The sequence below is a fragment of the Stenotrophomonas sp. 85239_Sma genome (assembly GCF_056481725.1).
Genome location: NZ_CM151163.1, coordinates 3955501 through 3973636, shown reverse-complemented (window position 1 = coordinate 3973636; position 18136 = coordinate 3955501). Strand labels below are relative to the sequence as shown.

General features: G+C 66.3%; 18 protein-coding genes. 10 read left to right on the top strand and 8 right to left on the bottom strand.

Annotated features, from left to right (window positions below; genetic code table 11):
- The first annotated feature begins 11 nt into the window (after nt 1–11).
- From ACYKG1_RS18400 to hslU, 3 genes are all read left to right on the top strand, one after another.
- Nucleotides 12–212: a DUF3079 domain-containing protein gene (locus tag ACYKG1_RS18400; protein ID WP_024957056.1), complete on the top strand. Its 201-nt coding sequence runs from the start codon at nt 12–14 to the stop codon at nt 210–212.
- A 74-nt stretch (nt 213–286) separates the two neighbouring features.
- Nucleotides 287–838: an ATP-dependent protease subunit HslV gene (gene hslV / locus ACYKG1_RS18395; protein WP_235649089.1), complete on the top strand. Its 552-nt coding sequence runs from the start codon at nt 287–289 to the stop codon at nt 836–838.
- A gap of 60 nt (nt 839–898) precedes the next feature.
- The gene (gene hslU / locus ACYKG1_RS18390) at nt 899–2272 is read left to right on the top strand and encodes an ATP-dependent protease ATPase subunit HslU (protein WP_478471076.1); all 1374 of its coding nucleotides are present in this window, start codon (nt 899–901) and stop codon (nt 2270–2272) included.
- Between the two features lie 53 nt (nt 2273–2325).
- On the opposite strand, the gene ACYKG1_RS18385 is transcribed toward hslU, so the two are convergent.
- From ACYKG1_RS18385 to smeT, 3 genes are read right to left on the bottom strand one after another with little or no spacing between them, the layout of a single operon-like run.
- The gene (locus ACYKG1_RS18385) at nt 2326–3318 is read right to left on the bottom strand and encodes a Gfo/Idh/MocA family protein (RefSeq protein ID WP_478471075.1); all 993 of its coding nucleotides are present in this window, start codon (nt 3316–3318) and stop codon (nt 2326–2328) included.
- Between the two features lie 35 nt (nt 3319–3353).
- Nucleotides 3354–3863, bottom strand: a complete 510-nt coding sequence (locus ACYKG1_RS18380; RefSeq protein ID WP_478471074.1) for a MepB family protein — start codon at nt 3861–3863, stop codon at nt 3354–3356.
- On the bottom strand, nt 3860–4519 hold the full coding sequence (gene smeT, locus ACYKG1_RS18375; RefSeq protein ID WP_100473956.1) for an efflux transporter SmeDEF transcriptional repressor SmeT: 660 nt from the start codon (nt 4517–4519) through the stop codon (nt 3860–3862). The genes ACYKG1_RS18380 and smeT overlap by 4 nt, the downstream gene beginning before the upstream one ends.
- Nucleotides 4520–4746: 227 nt before the next feature.
- Between smeT and smeD the strand changes: the two genes are divergently transcribed.
- The 3 genes from smeD (at nt 4747) to smeF (ending at nt 10549) form a co-directional block, all read left to right on the top strand.
- On the top strand, nt 4747–5931 hold the full coding sequence (smeD, locus tag ACYKG1_RS18370; protein ID WP_262083640.1) for a multidrug efflux RND transporter periplasmic adaptor subunit SmeD: 1185 nt from the start codon (nt 4747–4749) through the stop codon (nt 5929–5931).
- Between the two features lie 12 nt (nt 5932–5943).
- Nucleotides 5944–9066: a multidrug efflux RND transporter permease subunit SmeE gene (gene smeE, locus ACYKG1_RS18365; protein WP_262083641.1), complete on the top strand. Its 3123-nt coding sequence runs from the start codon at nt 5944–5946 to the stop codon at nt 9064–9066.
- 97 nt (nt 9067–9163) lie between these two features.
- Nucleotides 9164–10549, top strand: coding sequence for a multidrug efflux RND transporter outer membrane subunit SmeF (gene smeF / locus ACYKG1_RS18360; RefSeq protein WP_262227746.1), 1386 nt, complete (start codon nt 9164–9166; stop codon nt 10547–10549).
- 143 nt (nt 10550–10692) lie between these two features.
- Here smeF and ACYKG1_RS18355 read toward each other — a convergent pair whose 3' ends face one another.
- The 4 genes from ACYKG1_RS18355 to ACYKG1_RS18340 all read right to left on the bottom strand — a co-directional run bounded on the left by ACYKG1_RS18355 (nt 10693) and on the right by ACYKG1_RS18340 (nt 12507).
- Complete coding sequence (locus ACYKG1_RS18355; protein WP_032129005.1) at nt 10693–11115, bottom strand: low affinity iron permease family protein; 423 nt, start codon at nt 11113–11115, stop codon at nt 10693–10695.
- Nucleotides 11116–11191: 76 nt separating this feature from the next.
- Nucleotides 11192–11518 (bottom strand): hypothetical protein, encoded by a 327-nt coding sequence (locus ACYKG1_RS18350; protein ID WP_014038526.1) that lies wholly within the window; start codon nt 11516–11518, stop codon nt 11192–11194.
- A gap of 75 nt (nt 11519–11593) precedes the next feature.
- The gene (locus ACYKG1_RS18345) at nt 11594–11854 is read right to left on the bottom strand and encodes a hypothetical protein (protein ID WP_106469156.1); all 261 of its coding nucleotides are present in this window, start codon (nt 11852–11854) and stop codon (nt 11594–11596) included.
- A 200-nt stretch (nt 11855–12054) separates the two neighbouring features.
- Nucleotides 12055–12507, bottom strand: coding sequence for a nucleoside deaminase (locus tag ACYKG1_RS18340; protein WP_005411083.1), 453 nt, complete (start codon nt 12505–12507; stop codon nt 12055–12057).
- An 80-nt stretch (nt 12508–12587) separates the two neighbouring features.
- Between ACYKG1_RS18340 and ubiE the strand changes: the two genes are divergently transcribed.
- The 4 genes from ubiE to ACYKG1_RS18320 all read left to right on the top strand — a co-directional run bounded on the left by ubiE (nt 12588) and on the right by ACYKG1_RS18320 (nt 17051).
- Complete coding sequence (ubiE, locus tag ACYKG1_RS18335; RefSeq protein WP_005411082.1) at nt 12588–13349, top strand: bifunctional demethylmenaquinone methyltransferase/2-methoxy-6-polyprenyl-1,4-benzoquinol methylase UbiE; 762 nt, start codon at nt 12588–12590, stop codon at nt 13347–13349.
- Between the two features lie 291 nt (nt 13350–13640).
- On the top strand, nt 13641–15569 hold the full coding sequence (locus ACYKG1_RS18330; protein ID WP_478471073.1) for a M1 family metallopeptidase: 1929 nt from the start codon (nt 13641–13643) through the stop codon (nt 15567–15569).
- A gap of 127 nt (nt 15570–15696) precedes the next feature.
- Nucleotides 15697–16428: a hypothetical protein gene (locus ACYKG1_RS18325; RefSeq protein ID WP_478471072.1), complete on the top strand. Its 732-nt coding sequence runs from the start codon at nt 15697–15699 to the stop codon at nt 16426–16428.
- A complete protein-coding gene (locus tag ACYKG1_RS18320; RefSeq protein ID WP_100473949.1) occupies nt 16428–17051 on the top strand; it encodes an HAD family hydrolase in 624 nt (207 codons plus the stop codon). The genes ACYKG1_RS18325 and ACYKG1_RS18320 overlap by 1 nt, the downstream gene beginning before the upstream one ends.
- A gap of 103 nt (nt 17052–17154) precedes the next feature.
- Here the strand turns inward: ACYKG1_RS18320 and ACYKG1_RS18315 are convergent, their stop codons facing one another.
- Nucleotides 17155–18093 (bottom strand): carbohydrate kinase family protein, encoded by a 939-nt coding sequence (locus ACYKG1_RS18315; RefSeq protein ID WP_049463230.1) that lies wholly within the window; start codon nt 18091–18093, stop codon nt 17155–17157.
- Nucleotides 18094–18136 lie beyond the last annotated feature (43 nt).

Sequence of the window (18136 nt, the reverse complement as noted above, 5' to 3'; positions counted from 1 at the left end):
ACACCGCCGCCATGGCGAAGCCCATACCGTTGCATCCCAAACACCCCGAGCGCATCTGCTGGGGCTGCGACCGCTACTGCGCGGCCGACGCGCTGGCCTGCGGCAATGGCTCCGGCCGCACCCAGCATCCGATCGAGACGCAGGGTGAAGACTGGTACATCGCCTGGGGCATCGAGCCGAATCCGGACCGGCCATCGCACGCCAAGCGCTGAACGGCAGCCATCCGCGCAGGCTTGATCGCACCCGGCGCTGTCCCCATGTCCCGTGAACAGCTATCGGAGGCCGCATGGACCCCAGTCAGAACCCCAACGTTTTCCACGCCACCACCATCGTCTGCGTCCGCCGCGGCGAGCACGTGGCCATTGCCGGCGACGGCCAGGTCACGCTGGGCCACACCGTGATGAAGGGCAATGCGCGCAAGGTGCGCCGCCTCGGCCGTGATGGCCAGGTGCTGGCCGGCTTCGCCGGTGCCGCGGCCGATGCCTTCACCCTGTTCGAGCTGTTCGAGGCCAAGCTGGAAAAGCACGGCCAGCTGCAGCGCGCTGCGGTCGAACTGGCAAAGGATTGGCGCACCGAGCGCCGCCTGGGCAAGCTGGAAGCCCTGCTGGCGGTGGCCGACAAGGAAACCTCGCTGATCATCAGCGGCACCGGCGATGTGATCGAGCCGGAGGACGGCATCATCGCCATCGGTTCCGGTGGTTCCTACGCACTGTCGGCCGCCCGCGCGCTGATGGCGCACACCGATCTGGACGCGCGCACCATCGCCAGCGAAGCGATCGGCATTGCCGGCGACATCTGCATCTACACCAACCGCAACGTGGTGGTCGAGGAGCTGTAACGCCTCCCGATCCGTCGGGCATGGCCCGGCGCTACCGACAACGAATCCGTGAGCACATCCATGTCGAAGATCGAAGTTTCCTCCGCCACCATGACCCCGCGCGAGATCGTGCAGGAACTGGATCGGCACATCGTCGGCCAGCACGACGCCAAGCGCGCCGTGGCCATCGCCCTGCGCAACCGCTGGCGCCGCATGCAGCTGATGCCCGAGCTGCGCAATGAAGTGATGCCGAAGAACATCCTGATGATCGGCCCGACCGGCGTCGGCAAGACCGAGATCGCGCGTCGCCTGGCCACCCTGGCCAACGCACCGTTCGTGAAGGTCGAAGCCACCCGCTTCACCGAAGTGGGCTATGTCGGCAAGGACGTCGAGCAGATCATCCGCGACCTGGCCGATACCGCGGTCAAGCTGTACCGCGAACAGGCCAAGGTGCGCGTGCGGACCCAGGCCGAAGAGCGTGCCGAAGACCGCATCCTCGATGCGCTGCTGCCGCGTCGCAGCGGTGGCATCGGGTTCGATCCGGAGGTCGCCCGCAACGAACCGTCGGCGCAGGACAACGAGACCCGCATCAAGTTCCGCAAGATGCTGCGCAATGGCGAGCTGGACGAGCGCGAGATCGAGCTCGACCTGGCCGCCAACGTCAGCATGGACATCATGACCCCGCCGGGCATGGAGGAAATGGGCCAGCAGCTGAAGTCGATGTTCGCCAACCTCGGCGGCGGCGCCAAGGCGCATAAGCGAACGCTGACCATCAAGGCCGCGCGTCCGCTGCTGATCGAGGAGGAAGCCGGCAAGCTGGTCAACGAGGACGATATCCGCACTGCGGCGATCGAAGCCTGCGAGCAGCACGGCATCGTCTTCATCGACGAGATCGACAAGGTCGCCAAGCGTGGTGACAACGTGGGGGGGGGCGACGTGTCGCGCGAAGGCGTGCAGCGCGACCTGCTGCCGTTGGTGGAAGGCTCCAACGTGTCGACCAAGTACGGCACGATCAAGACCGACCACATCCTGTTCATTGCCTCCGGCGCGTTCCACCTGGCCAAGCCCAGCGACCTGATCCCGGAGCTGCAGGGCCGCTTCCCGATCCGCGTGGAACTGGGTGCGCTGAGCAAGAACGATTTCGTGCGTATCCTGACCGAGCCGAAGGCTGCGCTGACCAAGCAGTACGAAGCGCTGTTGGCCACCGAGGGCGTCAAGGTCAGCTTCACCGCCGATGCCATCGAGCGCTTGGCCGAGATCGCCTTCCAGGTGAACGAGCGCCAGGAGAACATTGGTGCGCGCCGCCTGCACACGGTGCTGGAGCGCCTGCTGGATTCGCTCAGCTACGAGGCACCGGACCGCGATGGCGAAACCCTGGCCATCGACAGTGCCTACGTCGATGCGCACCTGGGTGAGCTGGTGCAGGATCCTGACCTGAGCCGCTACATCCTGTAATCCCCGGCTCTGCAAAGATCGAGGCCGCCGCAAGGCGGCCTTTTTTTGTGCCGTCAGCGCGTGTGCCGGGTGCGGTAGGCCTGCAGTACCTGATCCATCACCGCACTGGTGCGGGCGGCGCTGACGCCATTCGACGGCGAGTGGCCGCTGCCGCGCAACTCATCCACCAGGGTCGCGATCAACGGCTGCTGGATCGATGGCGGGTTGGGGATGTCGAACCTCTGCACGCCGGCTTCGGTTTCCAGTACCACCGGAACATCCTCGAAGGTGGCAAAGCGCAGCTGCCCGCGGTCGCCGGTGATCTCGATCTCATCCTGGCGGCGGAACGCGCAGAAGCTCCACTGCGCGATGCCGTGCGCACCCGTCCCGGTGCGGAAGCACATCGAGACGCTGTCCTCGGCGGCGTAGGCGCCGGTCAACGAACTGGCCAGGCCACGCACATCGCTCAGCGGTCCCAGCAGATGGTCGAGCAGGTCCAGGGTATGCGAGCCCAGGTCGACGAACAGCCCGCCGCCGGCGATGGCCGGATTCGTCCGCCAGAAGTCCGGCGATGCAGCGTTCGCCGAATGCGGCCGATGCAGGGTCGCGCGCACGCTGCGCGGCGTGCCGATCGCGCCGCTGTCCAGCAGCTGCTTCACCTGTGCGAAGCGGGGCAGGGCGCGGCGGTAGTAGGCCACGAACACCGGCACGCCGCTGCGGGCGCTGGCTTCAATGATGCGCTGGCACTCGCCGTGGTCCATGGCCATCGGCTTTTCGATGTAGACCGGCTTGCCCGCGGCAATCGCCTGCAATGCGTAGTGCATGTGCGTGGAGGGCGGTGTTGCGACGTACACCGCGTTCACTTCCGGGTCGGCGATGAGTGCATCGGCGTCCGCGTACCAGCGGGGAATCGCGTGGCGCCGTGCGTAGTCCTCGGCCAATGCGGCAGTGCGGCGCATGACCGCTGCCACCCGTGAGCCGGGCGTGCTGGCCAGGGCGGGGCCACTCTTCTTCTCGGTGACGCTGCCGCAGCCGATGAAGCCCCACACCACGTTGTCCAGGATCATCACGATGCGTCCAGAGAAGGAAAGGTCCGCCGGGTTCAACCCAGCAGTGAGCGTAATCGATCACCGGCGGAGGCGGAGATATCGGCACCGGTGGGCAGGAAGCAACGCAGCTGCCACTGCCGGGTCCGGATCGCGTCCTTTGCCGTCGGCGTGCTCCACGGCAGATAGACACGGAGGGCGCGCTTTCCGCCCTTGCCATCGCGCGACATCACGCCGTGCTCGATCAGCAGGTCGCGGCTGAAGATGAACTGCCCGCGCTGTGTTCCGTCGAAGACCGCGATCACCACGAACTGCACAGCATCGGCTGCATCCAGTGGAGCGATATCAGCACCGGGGGCGGGGCGTTTCCACAGGGTTACGAACTGGCCGGTCTTGGTGGGGGTGATCTTCGCGACGCGGAACACGATGCTGTGACCCTCAAGGGCAAAGCGGCAGGCACCGTACTCTGTGCTTTCCGCTTCCGCCACGATCGGTCCGGTCAACTGCAGCCCTGCGGGCAGGTAGAGATCGTGCAGTGCCGCGGTGGCGGCAGCAATGCCGCTCACGCTTCCGGCAACGGCTCGGGCACCGTTCCGGGCACGAATACGCCTTCCTTCACGTAGGCGGCCAGGGTCATGTCCAGCGCGAGCATGCCGTCGCGCTTGAGGTCCATCAGTTCCGGTTCGACCATCGCGCCGTGCAGCACGCCCAGCACGGTGGCATGCAGCATGCGCGCGGCGATCTTCGGGTCGGCACCCTCGCGCAGCTGGCCCAGATCGCGGGCACGGCGCAGGGCGCGCTCCATCCGGTCCAGCGCATCGCGGAAACCGGCCTGCTGCATTTCGGTCAGCACCTTGGTGTCAGCCGAGGCATCGCTGCGCAGCATGATCTCCATGGTCTTGCGCAGGCGCTCGTCCTCGGACAGCTCGATGAACGAGTGGATCATCACCGCGCGCAGGTCGTGCACCGGGGTATCGCGCTGCTCGGTGGAGGTACGCTCCAGTTCCTGCATGAAGGGCAGGTGCACGCGCTCGACGATCGCGGCCAGCACCTCGCTCTTGTTCTTGAAATGCCAGTAGACCGCGCCACGGGTATAGCCGGCGCGGGCACCGATCATTTCCAGCGTGGTACGGGCCACGCCGTGTTCATGGAAGCAGGCTTCGGCGGCGTCAAGGATGCCTTCCCGGGTTGCCTGGGTGTCCTCTTTGGTCTTGCGGGCCATGGGTGTGGGTACGAGTGCGGGTGAAACGTGGCTGAATTGTACCGGTTTACAAACAAACAAGCATGTATGTATATTTCGCACCCATCATTCCCGTCGTGTGCGTGGCAGGCCGGTCCGGCTCCCGCTCCGCCCGGGTGGGCGCGATCTGCGGGGCTTTCACCGGAACAACGGGAAGCCTCGTCGTATCGGCGCTCTCTGAGATTCCTTCCTCCAAGAGCCTTTCCGTCATGTTGCTGAGCCGAATCCGACCCTTTGCACTGTCGCTGGCGATCGCCGCGACCGTGGCTGCCTGTGGCGGCCAACCCCAGGCCCCCGAGCAGGGCCCGGGTGAGGTCACCGTGGTCACGCTGAAGTCCGAGACCGTGGGCCTGACCCGCGAGCTGCCGGGCCGTACCAACGCCTTCCTGGTCGCCGAAGTGCGTCCGCAGGTCAACGGCATCGTCGCCAAGCGCCTGTTCACCGAGGGTGGCATGGTCAAGGCCGGCGAGCCGCTGTACCAGATCGAGGACGCCAGCTACCGCGCGCAGGCCAACAGTGCCCGTGCCCAGCTGGCGCGGGCCGAGGCCACCGCCAACGCCGCGCGCCTGAGCGCCAAGCGCATCACCGAGCTGGCCAAGGTCGATGCGGTCAGCCAGCAGGACCTGGAAAACGCCGTGGCCGCGCAGAAGCAGGCCGAGGCAGACGTCGGCGCCGCCAAGGCCTCGCTGGATGCGGCCAACGTCACCCTGGGCTACGCCCGCATCACCGCCCCTATCAGTGGCCGCATCGGCAAGTCCAGCGTCACCCAGGGTGCGCTGGTCAGCGCCGGCCAGGCTAACGCACTGGCCACCGTGCAGCAGCTGGACCCGATCTATGTCGACCTGACCCAGTCCTCGGCCGAGCTGCTGCAGCTGCGCCGTGAGCTGGCCGCGGGCCGCCTGCAGGACAACCAGGCGCTGCCGGTCAGCATCCTGATGGAAGACGGCAGCACCTTCGAACACAAGGGCACGCTGGAATTCTCCGAAGTCAGCGTCGACCCGGCCACCGGCAGCTTCGGCCTGCGCGTGAAGGTGGACAATCCGGACGGCCTGCTGATGCCGGGCACGTACGTGCGCGCGGTGATCGGTGGCGGCGTGCGCAGCGATGCGGTGCTGGTGCCGATGCAGGGCATCGCCCGCGATCCGAAGGGCGACACCACGGCGATGGTGGTCGGCAAGGACAACAAGGTCGAAGTGCGCCCGGTCAAGGTCAGCCGCACGGTCGGCGACAAGTGGCTGGTCGAGGATGGCCTGAAGGCCGGCGACAAGGTCATTGTCGAAGGCCTGCAGAAGATCGGCCCCGGCATGCCGGTCAAGGCCACCGAGAAGGGCGCTGCTCCGGCCAAGCCGGCGGCCACCGCCCAGCCTGCCGCCCCGGCCGGCGACGCGAAGTAAGCGGAGAACCCCATGGCACGCTTTTTCATCGATCGACCCATCTTTGCATGGGTGATCGCCATCATCATCATGCTCGCCGGCGGCCTGGCCCTGTTCAAGCTGCCGGTCTCGATGTATCCCAACGTCGCGCCGCCGGCGGTGGAAATCAGCGCCACCTACCCGGGTGCATCGGCCAAGGTGGTCGAGGACTCGGTGACGCAGATCATCGAGCAGAACATGAAGGGCCTTGATGGCCTGATCTACTTCTCCTCCAACAGCTCGTCCAACGGCCAGGCCACCATCACCCTGACCTTCGAGAGCGGCACCAACCCGGACATCGCCCAGGTGCAGGTGCAGAACAAGCTGCAGCTGGCCATGCCGCTGCTGCCGCAGGAAGTGCAGCGCCAGGGCATCAACGTGGCCAAGTCCAGCTCGGGCTTCCTGAACGTCATCGCGTTCGTGTCCGAGGACGGCAGCATGGACGCCAACGACATCGCCGACTACGTCGGTTCCAATGTCGTCGACCGTCTGAGCCGCGTGCCGGGCGTAGGCAACATCCAGGTGTTCGGTGGCAAGTACGCCATGCGTATCTGGCTGGACCCGAACAAGCTGCACACCTACGGCCTGTCCGTTGCGGAAGTGACCGCCGCGGTCAAGGCGCAGAACGCACAGGTGGCGATCGGCCAGCTCGGCGGCGCGCCGTCGGTGAAGGGCCAGCAGCTCAACGCCACCATCAATGCGCAGTCGCGCCTGCAGACCCCGGAACAGTTCCGCAACATCATCGTGCGCGGCGCGCAGGATGGTGCCGAGCTGCGCCTGGGTGATGTTGCCCGCGTCGAACTGGGTGCCGAGTCCTACGACTTTGTCACCCGCTACAACGGCCAGCCGGCCAGCGGCCTGGCGGTCACCCTGGCTACCGGCGCCAACGCGCTGGACACTGCGGCCGGCGTGGATGCCGCGCTGCAGGACATGAAGGGCTTCTTCCCGGCCGGCCTGAAGGCCGAGATCCCGTACGACACCACCCCGTTCGTGCGCGTGTCGATCAAGGGCGTGGTGCAGACCCTGATCGAAGCGATCGTGCTGGTGTTCGTGGTGATGTACCTGTTCCTGCAGAACTTCCGCGCCACCCTGATCCCGACCATCGCCGTGCCGGTGGTGCTGCTGGGTACCTTCGGCGTGCTGGCGATGCTGGGCTTCTCGGTGAACATGCTGACCATGTTCGCGATGGTGCTGGCGATCGGCCTGCTGGTGGACGATGCCATCGTGGTGGTGGAGAACGTCGAGCGCATCATGTCCGAAGAAGGACTGTCGCCGCTGGAGGCCACCCGCAAGTCGATGGGCCAGATCACCGGTGCGCTGGTGGGCATCGGCCTGGTGCTGTCGGCGGTGTTCGTGCCGATGGCCTTCATGAGCGGCTCCACCGGCGTGATCTATCGCCAGTTCTCGGCCACGATCGTCTCGGCGATGGCGTTGTCGGTGCTGGTGGCGATCGTGCTGACCCCGGCGCTGTGCGCGACCATGCTCAAGCCGCTGAAGAAGGGTGAGCACCACGTGGCCCACCGTGGCCTGGCCGGTCGTTTCTTCAACGGCTTCAACCGCGGCTTCGACCGCACCAGCGAAAGCTACCAGCGCGGCGTGCGCGGCATCATCCACCGTCCGTGGCGCTTCATGGGCATCGTGGCGGCGCTGTTCGTGCTGATGGGCGTGCTGTTCGTGCGCCTGCCCAGCTCGTTCCTGCCCAACGAGGACCAGGGCGTGCTGATGGCGCTGGTGCAGGCCCCGGTCGGTGCCACCCAGGAACGTACGCTGGAATCGATCGCGGCGCTGGAAAACCACTTCCTGCAGAACGAGAAGGACGCGGTGGACTCGGTGTTCTCGGTGCAGGGCTTCAGCTTCGCCGGCATGGGCCAGAACGCCGGCATGGCATTCGTCAAGCTGAAGGACTGGAGCGAGCGTGACGCCGACAACGGCGTGATGCCGATCACCGGTCGTGCCATGGCGGCCCTGGGCCAGATCAAGGATGCCTTCATCTTCGCCTTCCCGCCGCCGGCCATCCCGGAACTGGGTACCGCTTCGGGCTACACCTTCTTCCTGAAGGACAACAGCGGCCAGGGCCACGAGGCACTGGTGGCCGCGCGCAACCAGCTGCTCGGCCTCGCTGCCGGCAGCAAGAAGCTGGCCAACGTGCGCCCGAATGGCCAGGAAGACACGCCGCAGTTCCGCATCGACATCGATGCGGCCAAGGCGACTTCGCTGGGGCTGTCGATCGACCAGATCAACGGCACGCTGGCCGCCGCGTGGGGCAGCTCGTACATCGACGACTTCGTCGATCGTGGCCGCGTCAAGCGTGTGTTCGTGCAGGCCGACCAGGCGTTCCGCATGGTGCCGGAGGACTTCGATCTCTGGTCGGTGAAGAACGACAAGGGTGAGATGGTGCCGTTCAGCGCCTTCGCCACCAAGCACTGGGACTACGGCTCGCCGCGCCTGGAACGCTACAACGGCGTGTCGGCGATGGAAATCCAGGGCGAACCGGCCCCGGGTGTCGCCTCCGGTGACGCCATGACCGAGATCGAGCAGCTGGCCAAGCAACTGCCGGCGGGCTTTGGTATCGAGTGGACGGCGATGTCCTACCAGGAACGACAGGCCGGCTCGCAGACGCCGCTGCTGTACACGCTGTCGCTGATGATCGTGTTCCTGTGCCTGGCCGCGATGTACGAAAGCTGGAGCGTGCCGACCGCGGTGCTGCTGGCGGCCCCGCTGGGTATCCTCGGCGCGGTGCTGGCCAACACCTTCAAGGGCCTGGAACGCGACATCTACTTCCAGGTGGCGATGCTGACCACGGTGGGCCTGACCAGCAAGAACGCGATCCTGATCGTCGAGTTCGCCAAGGAAAACCTGGAGAAGGGTGCAGGTCTGATCGAATCGATCATGCACGCCGTGCGTGACCGCCTGCGCCCGATCGTGATGACCTCGCTGGCCTTCGGCATGGGCGTGGTGCCGCTGGCGATCTCCACTGGTGCCGGTTCCGGCGCAAAGCAGGCGATCGGCACCGGCGTGCTCGGCGGCATGATCGTCGGCACCGTGCTCGGCGTGTTCTTCGTACCGCTGTTCTTCGTAGTGGTGCAGCGCGTGTTCAAGCGCAAGACCGCCGAGTGATGAAATCCGGTCGCGCCGGGCCGTGCCCGGCGGATGTCTCACCGCGTAGCCGCCGGGCATGGCCCGGCGCTACCACCGTGACCCCCAAGGTGTTGCCATGAAGCTTCATTCCATTGCTGTTTCCATTGCCGCTGCGCTCGCGCTGGCCGGCTGCTCCACCCTGGTGCCGAAGAACACCGCCGTTGCTCCGGCCATTCCGGCGCAATGGCCGGCCGAGGCCACGCAGGGCCAGGTGGCCGATGTTGCCGCCGTCGGCTGGCGCGACTTCTTCACCGATGCACGCTTGCAGCAGGTGATCGACCAGTCGCTGCAGAACAACCGCGACCTGCGCGTGGCCGTGCTCAATGTTGAACGTGCGCGCGGCCAGTATCGCGTACAGCGCGCCGATCGCGTGCCGGGCGTAGCCGTCACCGGCCAGATGGATCGCCGAGGTACCGACGCCGGTGTCACCGAGCAGTTCACCGCCGGTGTTGGCGTGGCCGAGTTCGAGCTCGACCTGTTCGGTCGCGTGCGCAACCTCAGCGAGGCGGCACTGCAGCAGTACTTTGCTGTGGCCGCCAACCGTCGCAACGCGCAGTTGAGCCTGGTTGCCGAGACTGCCACGGCGTGGTTGACCTACGGGGCTGATGCGCAGCGGCTGAAGATCGCCGACGCGACGCTGAAGACCTACGAGGATTCGCTGCGCCTGGCCGAGGCCCGCCACGAACGGGGCGGCAGTTCGGGGCTGGAACTGACCCAGACCCGTACCCTGGTCGAGACCGCGCGCACCGATGCCGCCCGGCTGCGTGGCCAGCTGGCCCAGGACCGCAATGCGCTGGCGCTGCTGGCCGGTGGCCAGCTGGATCCGGCGCTGCTGCCTGACAGCATCGAACCGCAGCTGCTGGCGCTCGCACCGCCGCCAGCCGGCCTGCCCAGCGACGTGCTGCTGCAGCGCCCGGACATCATGGCCGCCGAGCACCAGCTGCTGGCGGCCAACGCCAACATCGGCGCGGCACGTGCCGCCTTCTTCCCGAGCATCTCGCTGACCGGCAGCATCGGCAGTGGCTCGAGCGAACTGTCCAATCTGTTCGACAGCGGCACCCGTGTGTGGAGCTTCCTGCCGAAGATCACGCTGCCGATCTTCCAGGGCGGCAAGCTGCGCGCCAACCTCGCCATCGCCAATGCAGACCGTGACATCGCGCTCGCGCAGTACGAAAAGGCGATCCAGGTGGGCTTCCGCGAAACCGCCGACGCACTGGCGTTGAACGTCAGCCTGGATGAGCAGGTGAGTTCACAGCAGCGCCTGGTGGAAGCGGCCGAACAGGCCAACCGCCTGTCGCAGGCACGCTACGACGCTGGGCTGGACAGCTTCGTGACCCTGCTCGATGCGCGGCGTACCGCCTACAACGCGCAGCAGACCCAGCTGCAGGCGCAGCTGGCCCAGCAGGCCAACCGCATCACCCTGTACAAGGTGCTGGGCGGCGGCTGGCACGAGCGCGGGTAAGCAGAGCTTCTGGTAGGTGCCAACCTTGGTTGGCACAGGGCCAGCCGCCTGCGCTGACGCATCCGTGCCAACCAAGGTTGGCACCTACCCTGATGATCGATGGTAGTGCCGGCCGCTGGCCGGCATTGTCATTTCAGGGCCTGCTACACCGCTTCATCATCGCGGCGCGCGGCATGGCAGGCGCGAACGCGTGCCAGTGCGTCGCCGGCTTCGCGCGCCATCTGCTCGTACTCACGGCGGATTTCTTCCAGCCGCTCCTCGTCCAGTTCTTCCAGATCCAACAGTTCGTTGTTGGCTTCGGCCGTCGCGCGGATCAGCTCGTCCAGCTTGATCTGCATTGCGGCGGTATCCGCGTTCTGCGTGTGCTGGATCAGGAACACCATCAGGAAGGTGATGATGGTGGTACCGGTGTTGATCACCAGCTGCCAGGTGTCGTTGAAACCGAACACCGGACCACTGATGCCCCAGATCACCACGATCGCCACCGCAGCCAGGAAGGTCCACGGCGAACCGGTGGCGGCCGCGGCCTTCTTGGCGATCGTATTGAACAGGTTTCGTGCTTTCATCGTCGTCGTCCCACTCAGGTGACGAGGATGATCGGCGGTGGCTCGTGCAGGGGCCGTGCAGCCGTCGCGCCGCAGCTCAGGCACGCAGGCGCGGAGCGTCCTGCAGGCGCACCGGGCTGGTCTGGTAGACGTGCTGCCAGCAACGGTCGACGAATTCGCGGGCCTGGGCTTCGCTCAGGCGCGGCATGATCTGCAGTGCGTACTGGGTCTGGAACATCTCGTCGCGCTGCGCATTGCTGGCGCGCGGCTGGGTAATCAGCGAGTCGCAGGCGAACTTGATCCACGGCACGTAGGAGCCGAACGAGTTGTGCGGCAGTGCGCCGTCGGCATGCTGGCGGCGCCAGTGGTCAAGTTCGGCGTCAACATTGATGACCGGGGGAATGGTGGGGACTTCAGCGTGCATGACAATCCAGTTCGGTTGAGTGGAAAGGGAGTGGGGGTTCATCCGAGTGTGGCCGATGAGGCAGTGGATGCCGCGTCAGCGAGATGTGGAGCCGGCGTTGCGATTGCCTATCAACTGCGCATGCTGGACCGCGCCGAGGTCTTCGGCCATGTTGGCCATCGCATTGCACAGGCGCTCATGGTCGAGCGGATGGCCACGCACCAGTTCCAGCTGCAGGCCCTGGTAGGCGGTCCAGAACAGCGCGCCGCGCTGGTGCAGCGCGTACTGCTGCTGCAGGCGCTCGCGGATGGCATCAAGCATCGGGTCGGGCGTGGGGCGGACGGCATGCGCGCACATGGCTGGCTCCGCCGGGGGAGAGAAGGCCCCGGTAACCCCACCCTAGGCGCCTCGGCCGGGTGGGGTGTTACCGCAGCGTATGCACGCAGCGCAGCTGACTGTGCGCGGGTTCACAGCAATGGCCGCAAACGCTGCCGGCACTAGGGCAGGCCGGCACTGAAGCGTTCATTAAGCGGGTTCAACAGGACACTGCGCGGTGTTCATTCACCGATGTCTTCGTTCCAGATCTCCGGATGCTGCGCAATGAAGCCGCCCAGCAGGTCCACGCATTCCTGGCTGTCCAGGTCGATCACGTTGACGCCGTTTTCGCGCAGCCAGTCGATGCCGCCCTGGAAGGTGCGCGATTCGCCCACCACCACGGTGCCGATGTTGAACTGGCGCACCAGGCCCGAGCAGTACCAGCACGGGGCCAGGGTGGTGACCATGATGGTGTCCTGGTAACGGCGCTGGCGCCCGGCCTTGCGGAAGGCGTCGGTTTCGCCGTGCACCGACGGGTCGCCTTCCTGCACGCGGCGGTTGTGGCCGCAGCCGAGCAGGCGGCCATCGTTGTGGTACAGCGCCGCGCCGATCGGCACGCCGCCTTCGGCCAGGCCCTGGCGGGCTTCGGCGATGGCGGTCTGCAGCAGGGCCTGGTAGTCGGGCGTGGTGATCATGCGGGGCTCCGGTAAGTCGTGGCCCGCCATGATACGGGCAGGGGGTGCCGCTGGCCCCCGGCGGTGCGATAATCGGGGGCATGAGCGAATCCCCCTACAAAGCCGGTACGACCCATTTCGGGTTCCGCGACGTCGCCGCCAAGGACAAGCAGAAGCTGGTCGGCCAGGTGTTCACCTCGGTCGCGCGCAACTACGACCTGATGAACGACCTGATGAGCCTGGGCGTGCACCGGGCGTGGAAGCGCTACTACGTGGCGACCGCGCAGGTGAAGCCGGGCGACCGCGTGCTAGACCTGGCCGGCGGCACCGGCGACATCGCCGCCCTGCTGAAGGAGCGCGTCGGCGCCGAGGGCTCGGTGGTGCTGGGCGACATCAACGCCGGCATGCTGTCGGTCGGCCGTGACCGCCTGACCAACCGCGGCCTGGTGCTCGGCCTGGACTACGTGCAGTGCAACGCCGAAGCCCTGCCGTTCCCGGACAACAGCTTCGACCTGGTCACCATCGCCTTCGGCCTGCGCAATGTCACCGACAAGGACGCTGGCCTGCGCGAGATGTACCGCGTGCTGAAGGTCGGCGGCCAGGCCCGCGTGCTGGAGTTCTCAGAAGTCACTGCGGACTGGTTCAAGCCGATCTACGACTTCCACTCGTTCAAGATCCTGCCCAAGCTGGGCAAGCTGTTCGCCAATGATTCGGACAGCTACCAGTACCTGGCCGAGAGCATCCGCAAGCACCCGCCGCAGGACGAGCTGAAGGCGATGATGGGACAGGCCGGTTTCGAGCGCTGCCACTACAAGAACCTGACCGGCGGCATCGTTTCGATCCACTCCGGCTACAAGCTGTAAGCCCTGGACGGGGGAAACCCCGGTACCTGCTCTGGTGGGTGCCAACCTTGGTCGGCAAAGCAGCTGCCGGTATCTGCTCTGGTGGGTGCCGACCTTGGTCGGAACCGGCTTGACGCGAGCGTTGATGGATCCGTGCCAACCAAGGTTGGCACCTACCTGTGGATGCCAACCTTGGTTGGCATGCGCCGGAGGCGCAGGATCGGCCCGCCCGCCATTACCCCGCACCGCGCAACGCCTGCCGGGCCGGAGGGAGGTACCATTGGGGTTTGATCCCCGTAACGGTCCCGATTCATGCGTGATCCGCTGATGCTCCTTCCGCTGGCCGTGGCCCTGGCCGCCGGCTGCTCCCAGGAGGCGGCCGCGCCCGCCGCCGCCCCGACTGCCGCAAAGGCCCCCGCCGCCCCCGTGAACGCCGAGAACCGCAGCCACGACGAAAGCTCGTACGCCGAGCCGGACAAGGTCGTCATCAAGGACATCGCGCTGGATCTGAAGCTGGACTTCGACCAGAAGCAGATCGGCGGTACCGCCACCTACACCCTGGAATGGAAGCAGAAGGACGCCAAGCAGCTGGTGCTCGACACCCGCGAGCTGACCGTGTCCAAGGTGGAGGCCGTCGCCGCCGATGGCGCGCGCAGCGCGCTGAGGTTCGAGCTGGCCCCGGTCGACAAGGTGTTCGGCAGCAAGCTGACCATCGAGGCCCCGGAACAGCCGGCCAAGGTGGAAGTGACCTACCACACCGCACCGACCGCCTCGGGCCTGCAGTGGCTGGCGCCGTCGATGACCGAGGGCAAGAAGCTGCCCTTCATGTTCAGCCAGTCGCAGGCCATCCACGCCCGTTCCTGGGTGCCGCTGCAGGACACCCCGAGCGTGCGCTTCACCTACAGTGCGCACGTGGTCTCGCGACCGGACGTGATGGTGCTGATGAGCGCCGACAACGATCCGAAGGCCGCGCGTGACGGTGACTACACCTTCAAGATGCCGCAGCCGATTCCGTCGTACCTGCTGGCCATCGCCGCCGGCGACCTGGTGTTCGAGCCGATTTCCGGCCGCTCCGGCGTCTGGGCCGAGCCGACCATGGTCAACAAGGCCGCCAAGGAATTCGAAGACACCGAGAAGATGATCGGTGCCGCCGAGAAGCTGTACGGCGAATACCGCTGGGGCCGCTACGACATGCTGGTGCTGCCGCCTTCGTTCCCGTTCGGTGGCATGGAGAACCCGCGCCTGACCTTCGCCACCCCGACCGTGATCGTCGGCGACAAGTCGCTGGTTTCGCTGGTCGCCCACGAACTGGCGCACAGCTGGTCGGGCAACCTGGTGACCAACGCCAGCTGGAAGGACATCTGGCTCAATGAAGGCTTCACCACCTACGTCCAGGGCCGCATCACCGAAGCCCTGTACGGCAAGGAGATGGCCGAGATGGAGAAGCAGATCGACCAGACCGACCTGCTGGCCGAAGTGAAGGACATGAGCCCGGCCGACCAGGCGCTGGCGCTGCCGCCGCTGAACGAGCGCGACCCCGACGAAGCCCTCAGCCAGGTGGCCTACGTCAAGGGTTCGTGGTTCCTGGAATTCCTCGAGCAGCGCTTCGGCCGCGAGACCTTCGATCCGTTCCTGCGCGGCTGGTTCGATGACCACGCGTTCCAGAGCGCGAACACCGACCAGTTCGTCGAGTACATGAAGAAGAACCTGCTGCCGAAGAATCCGTCGGCAGTGACCGAGGCCGAACTGAAGGCATGGCTGGACGAGCCGGGCATTCCGGCGTTCGCGGCCAAGGCGCAGTCGCGCAACTTCAGCAGCGTCGATACTGCGCGCATCGCCTTCGCCAGCGCCGGCACCGTGCCGAGCAGCCAGGTCATCGCCGACTGGAGCACGCAGGAATGGGTGCGCTTCATCGACGGCCTGGGCGCCACCCAGCCGCTGGACAAGCTGGCCACGCTGGACAAGGCCTTCCACTTCACCGGCACCCCGAATGGCGAGATCGCCATGCGCTGGTACCCGTTGGCGATCCGCAGTGGATACGAGCAGGCCAATGAAGGCGCAGCCGCGTTCATCGAGCGCGTCGGTCGTCGCAAGCTGATCATGCCGATCTACGCCGAACTGGTGAAGACCCCGAAGGGACTGGAGCTGGCCAAGCAGGCCTTTGAAAAGGCCAAGCCGGGCTATCACCCGATCACCACCGCCTCGGTCCAGGACATGCTGGCCAAGGCTGAAGCCAAGTAAGCGGTAGTGCCGGCCGCTGGTCGGCAACCGGTCACTGCTTCACCACCAACGGCGGGGAAACCCGCCGTTGGTGTATCCGCTTTTCGCTGCCGATAGAATCGGGATGCACTCGCAAAGGACCTCCGCCATGAAACGACTGATCCTGTTCACCGCCTGCACGCTGGCCCTGGCCGCCTGCAGCAACCCCGAGGAAGAGCGCAAGGCGCAGGAAGCCGCCGCGGCTGCCTTGCAGGCGCAGAAGGAAGCCAAGGCCGAGGATGTGGCCAAGCAGTACGACATGGCCGTGGCCGCACAGGACTGGGAACGTGCGCGCCTGCACGGCGCCTCGCTGCTTGACCAGTACAAGGACACCGCCGCCGCCGAGCGCATCGCTGCCGGCTTCGACGAGGTCAAGGCCAAGGGCGATGCCGCGCGCGACCTGCGCCGCATGCAGGCGCTGTGGCAGTACAACCAGATCCCGGTGGGCAGCAAGGGCAACCAGGTTTCGGCGCAGATCTACAGCAAGGAACGGGTGGACGTGGATGGCAGTGGCGCCAAGCCGGTGCAGCTGGTGTTCCGCGATCACCCGGAGTGGAAGCGGCACGCCTACCTGGTGCTGCAGGCCGGCGATTTCCGCTGCCCGCAGTGCACGGTAAAAGTGACCGTGGACGACGGCAAGCCGGTGTCGATGGCGGCCTGGCGGCCGAAGACCGATGAAGCCATTGCGATGTTCATCACCGACCAGAAGGCACTGTGGAAGCTGGCGCGCAAGGGCAAGTCGATCAGCATCGAGTTTCCGGTCAAGGCCGGCGGCACGCGTACGGCCGTGTTCGAAACCGGTGGTGTCGACGCCAGTCGCATGCCGCAGTGGTGGCAGTGATGATCGCGACGGGCAGCGCAGTGCACGCGTTGTCCGCGATCAGGCACTGGGTGTTCGACATGGACGGCACGCTGACGGTGGCCGTGCATGATTTCGCCGCGATCCGCCGCGCGCTGCAGATCGCGGCCGAGGAAGACATCCTCGACCATATCGCAGCGCTGCCGGACGCACCGGCGCAGGCCAAGCGGGAGTGGTTGCTGGATCACGAACGTGCGCTGGCCGAGGACGCGCTCCCGGCGCCGGGCGCGGTGGCGCTGCTGCGCGCGCTGGCGGAGGCTGGTTGCCGGCTGGGCATCCTGACCCGCAACGATCATGCATTGGCGAAGCTGACGCTGGATGCGATCGGGGTCGGGGCGTTGTTCGACGATGCCGACATCATCGGTCGCGACGAGGCGGTACCCAAGCCGTCGCCGGATGGCTTGCAGCAGCATCTTCGTCGCTGGGGAATCGGGGCTGCGGAGGCGGTGATGGTCGGAGACCACGCCTACGACCTGGAGTGCGGCCGCGCCGCGGGCACCCACACCGTGCTGGTCAACCTGCCGGAGAACCCGTGGCCGGACCACGCCGACTGGCATTTCGCTGATTGCCGCGACCTGTTGGCCGCCTGGCAGCGCAGGGGGTAGTGCCGGCCGCTGGCCGGCAGTGCCGACCAGGGTCGGCACCTGCCAGAGCACAGCGTGTCGACCAAGGTCGACACCCACCGAGCAGATGCGCGGGCAGTTCGGTTTACGCGCCCAGCGCGTAACCGAACTGCTGCTTGAACTGCTCGTTGAACTCATCAAAGGTGAAGCGCTGGTTCTGCGTGCCCGGGTGCTCGACCTTCAGCGCGCCCATCAGGTTGCCCATGCGGCCGATGGTCAGCCAGTCGTAGCCCTTCTGGATGCCGTAGATCAGGCCGGCGCGGAAAGCGTCGCCACAGCCGGTCGGGTCGACCACACGGCGCTCGTGCGCCGGCGGGATGTCGTAGCTCTTTTCCGGGGTGTGGATGACCGCGCCCTTCGGGCCGCGGGTGGTGATGTAGGCCTTCACCCGGCTGACGATCTCCTTCTCGTCCCAGCCGGTGCGTTCCTGCAGCAGGTTCGACTCGTAGTCGTTGACCACCACGTAGTCGGCCTGGTCGATGAAGGCGCGCAATTCCGGGCCGTTGAACAGCGGCATGGCCTGGCCCGGGTCGAAGATGAACGGGATGCCGTCTTCGTGGAATTCCTGCGCGTTCTGGATCATGCCCTCGCGGCCGTCAGGGCCGACCAGGCCCAGGGTCACGCCCGGCACGCCACGCACGTGGTTCTCGTAGGAACGCATCATCGCGCCCGGGTGGAAGGCGGTGATCTGGTTGTTGTCGTGGTCGGTGGTGATGAACGCCTGCGGGGTGAACAGCTCATCGATCACGCGCACGCGCGACAGGTCGATGCCCAGGCCATCGAAGTATTCGCGGTACGGGCCGAAGTCCGAACCCACGGTGCCCATCGGGATCGGCTGGCCGCCCAGCAGGTGCAGGTTGTAGGCGATGTTGCCGGCGCAGCCGCCGAACTCGCGGCGCATGCGCGGCACCAGGAAAGACACGTTCAGGATGTGCACCTTGTCCGGCAGGATGTGATTCTTGAACTGGTCCGGGAACACCATGATGGTGTCGAAGGCAAGAGAACCACAGATCAGAGCGGACATCGATGTAAGCCTATGCGGTGAATTTTGGGGTGGGCCGGCCCGG

What these genes read in the sequence shown, in the direction of transcription:
- smeE (WP_262083641.1), top strand. Translation starts at nt 5,944, where the DNA reads ATGGCACGCTTTTTCATCGATCGACCCATCTTTGCATGGGTGATCGCC.
- hslV (WP_235649089.1), top strand. Translation starts at nt 287, where the DNA reads ATGGACCCCAGTCAGAACCCCAACGTTTTCCACGCCACCACCATCGTC.
- smeD (WP_262083640.1), top strand. Translation starts at nt 4,747, where the DNA reads ATGTTGCTGAGCCGAATCCGACCCTTTGCACTGTCGCTGGCGATCGCC.
- ACYKG1_RS18385 (WP_478471075.1), bottom strand. Translation starts at nt 3,318, where the DNA reads ATGATCCTGGACAACGTGGTGTGGGGCTTCATCGGCTGCGGCAGCGTC.
- smeF (WP_262227746.1), top strand. Translation starts at nt 9,164, where the DNA reads ATGAAGCTTCATTCCATTGCTGTTTCCATTGCCGCTGCGCTCGCGCTG.
- ACYKG1_RS18315 (WP_049463230.1), bottom strand. Translation starts at nt 18,093, where the DNA reads ATGTCCGCTCTGATCTGTGGTTCTCTTGCCTTCGACACCATCATGGTG.
- ACYKG1_RS18330 (WP_478471073.1), top strand. Translation starts at nt 13,641, where the DNA reads ATGCGTGATCCGCTGATGCTCCTTCCGCTGGCCGTGGCCCTGGCCGCC.
- ubiE (WP_005411082.1), top strand. Translation starts at nt 12,588, where the DNA reads ATGAGCGAATCCCCCTACAAAGCCGGTACGACCCATTTCGGGTTCCGC.
- ACYKG1_RS18340 (WP_005411083.1), bottom strand. Translation starts at nt 12,507, where the DNA reads ATGATCACCACGCCCGACTACCAGGCCCTGCTGCAGACCGCCATCGCC.
- smeT (WP_100473956.1), bottom strand. Translation starts at nt 4,519, where the DNA reads ATGGCCCGCAAGACCAAAGAGGACACCCAGGCAACCCGGGAAGGCATC.
- ACYKG1_RS18400 (WP_024957056.1), top strand. Translation starts at nt 12, where the DNA reads ATGGCGAAGCCCATACCGTTGCATCCCAAACACCCCGAGCGCATCTGC.
- ACYKG1_RS18320 (WP_100473949.1), top strand. Translation starts at nt 16,428, where the DNA reads ATGATCGCGACGGGCAGCGCAGTGCACGCGTTGTCCGCGATCAGGCAC.
- ACYKG1_RS18345 (WP_106469156.1), bottom strand. Translation starts at nt 11,854, where the DNA reads ATGTGCGCGCATGCCGTCCGCCCCACGCCCGACCCGATGCTTGATGCC.
- ACYKG1_RS18355 (WP_032129005.1), bottom strand. Translation starts at nt 11,115, where the DNA reads ATGAAAGCACGAAACCTGTTCAATACGATCGCCAAGAAGGCCGCGGCC.
- hslU (WP_478471076.1), top strand. Translation starts at nt 899, where the DNA reads ATGTCGAAGATCGAAGTTTCCTCCGCCACCATGACCCCGCGCGAGATC.
- ACYKG1_RS18325 (WP_478471072.1), top strand. Translation starts at nt 15,697, where the DNA reads ATGAAACGACTGATCCTGTTCACCGCCTGCACGCTGGCCCTGGCCGCC.
- ACYKG1_RS18350 (WP_014038526.1), bottom strand. Translation starts at nt 11,518, where the DNA reads ATGCACGCTGAAGTCCCCACCATTCCCCCGGTCATCAATGTTGACGCC.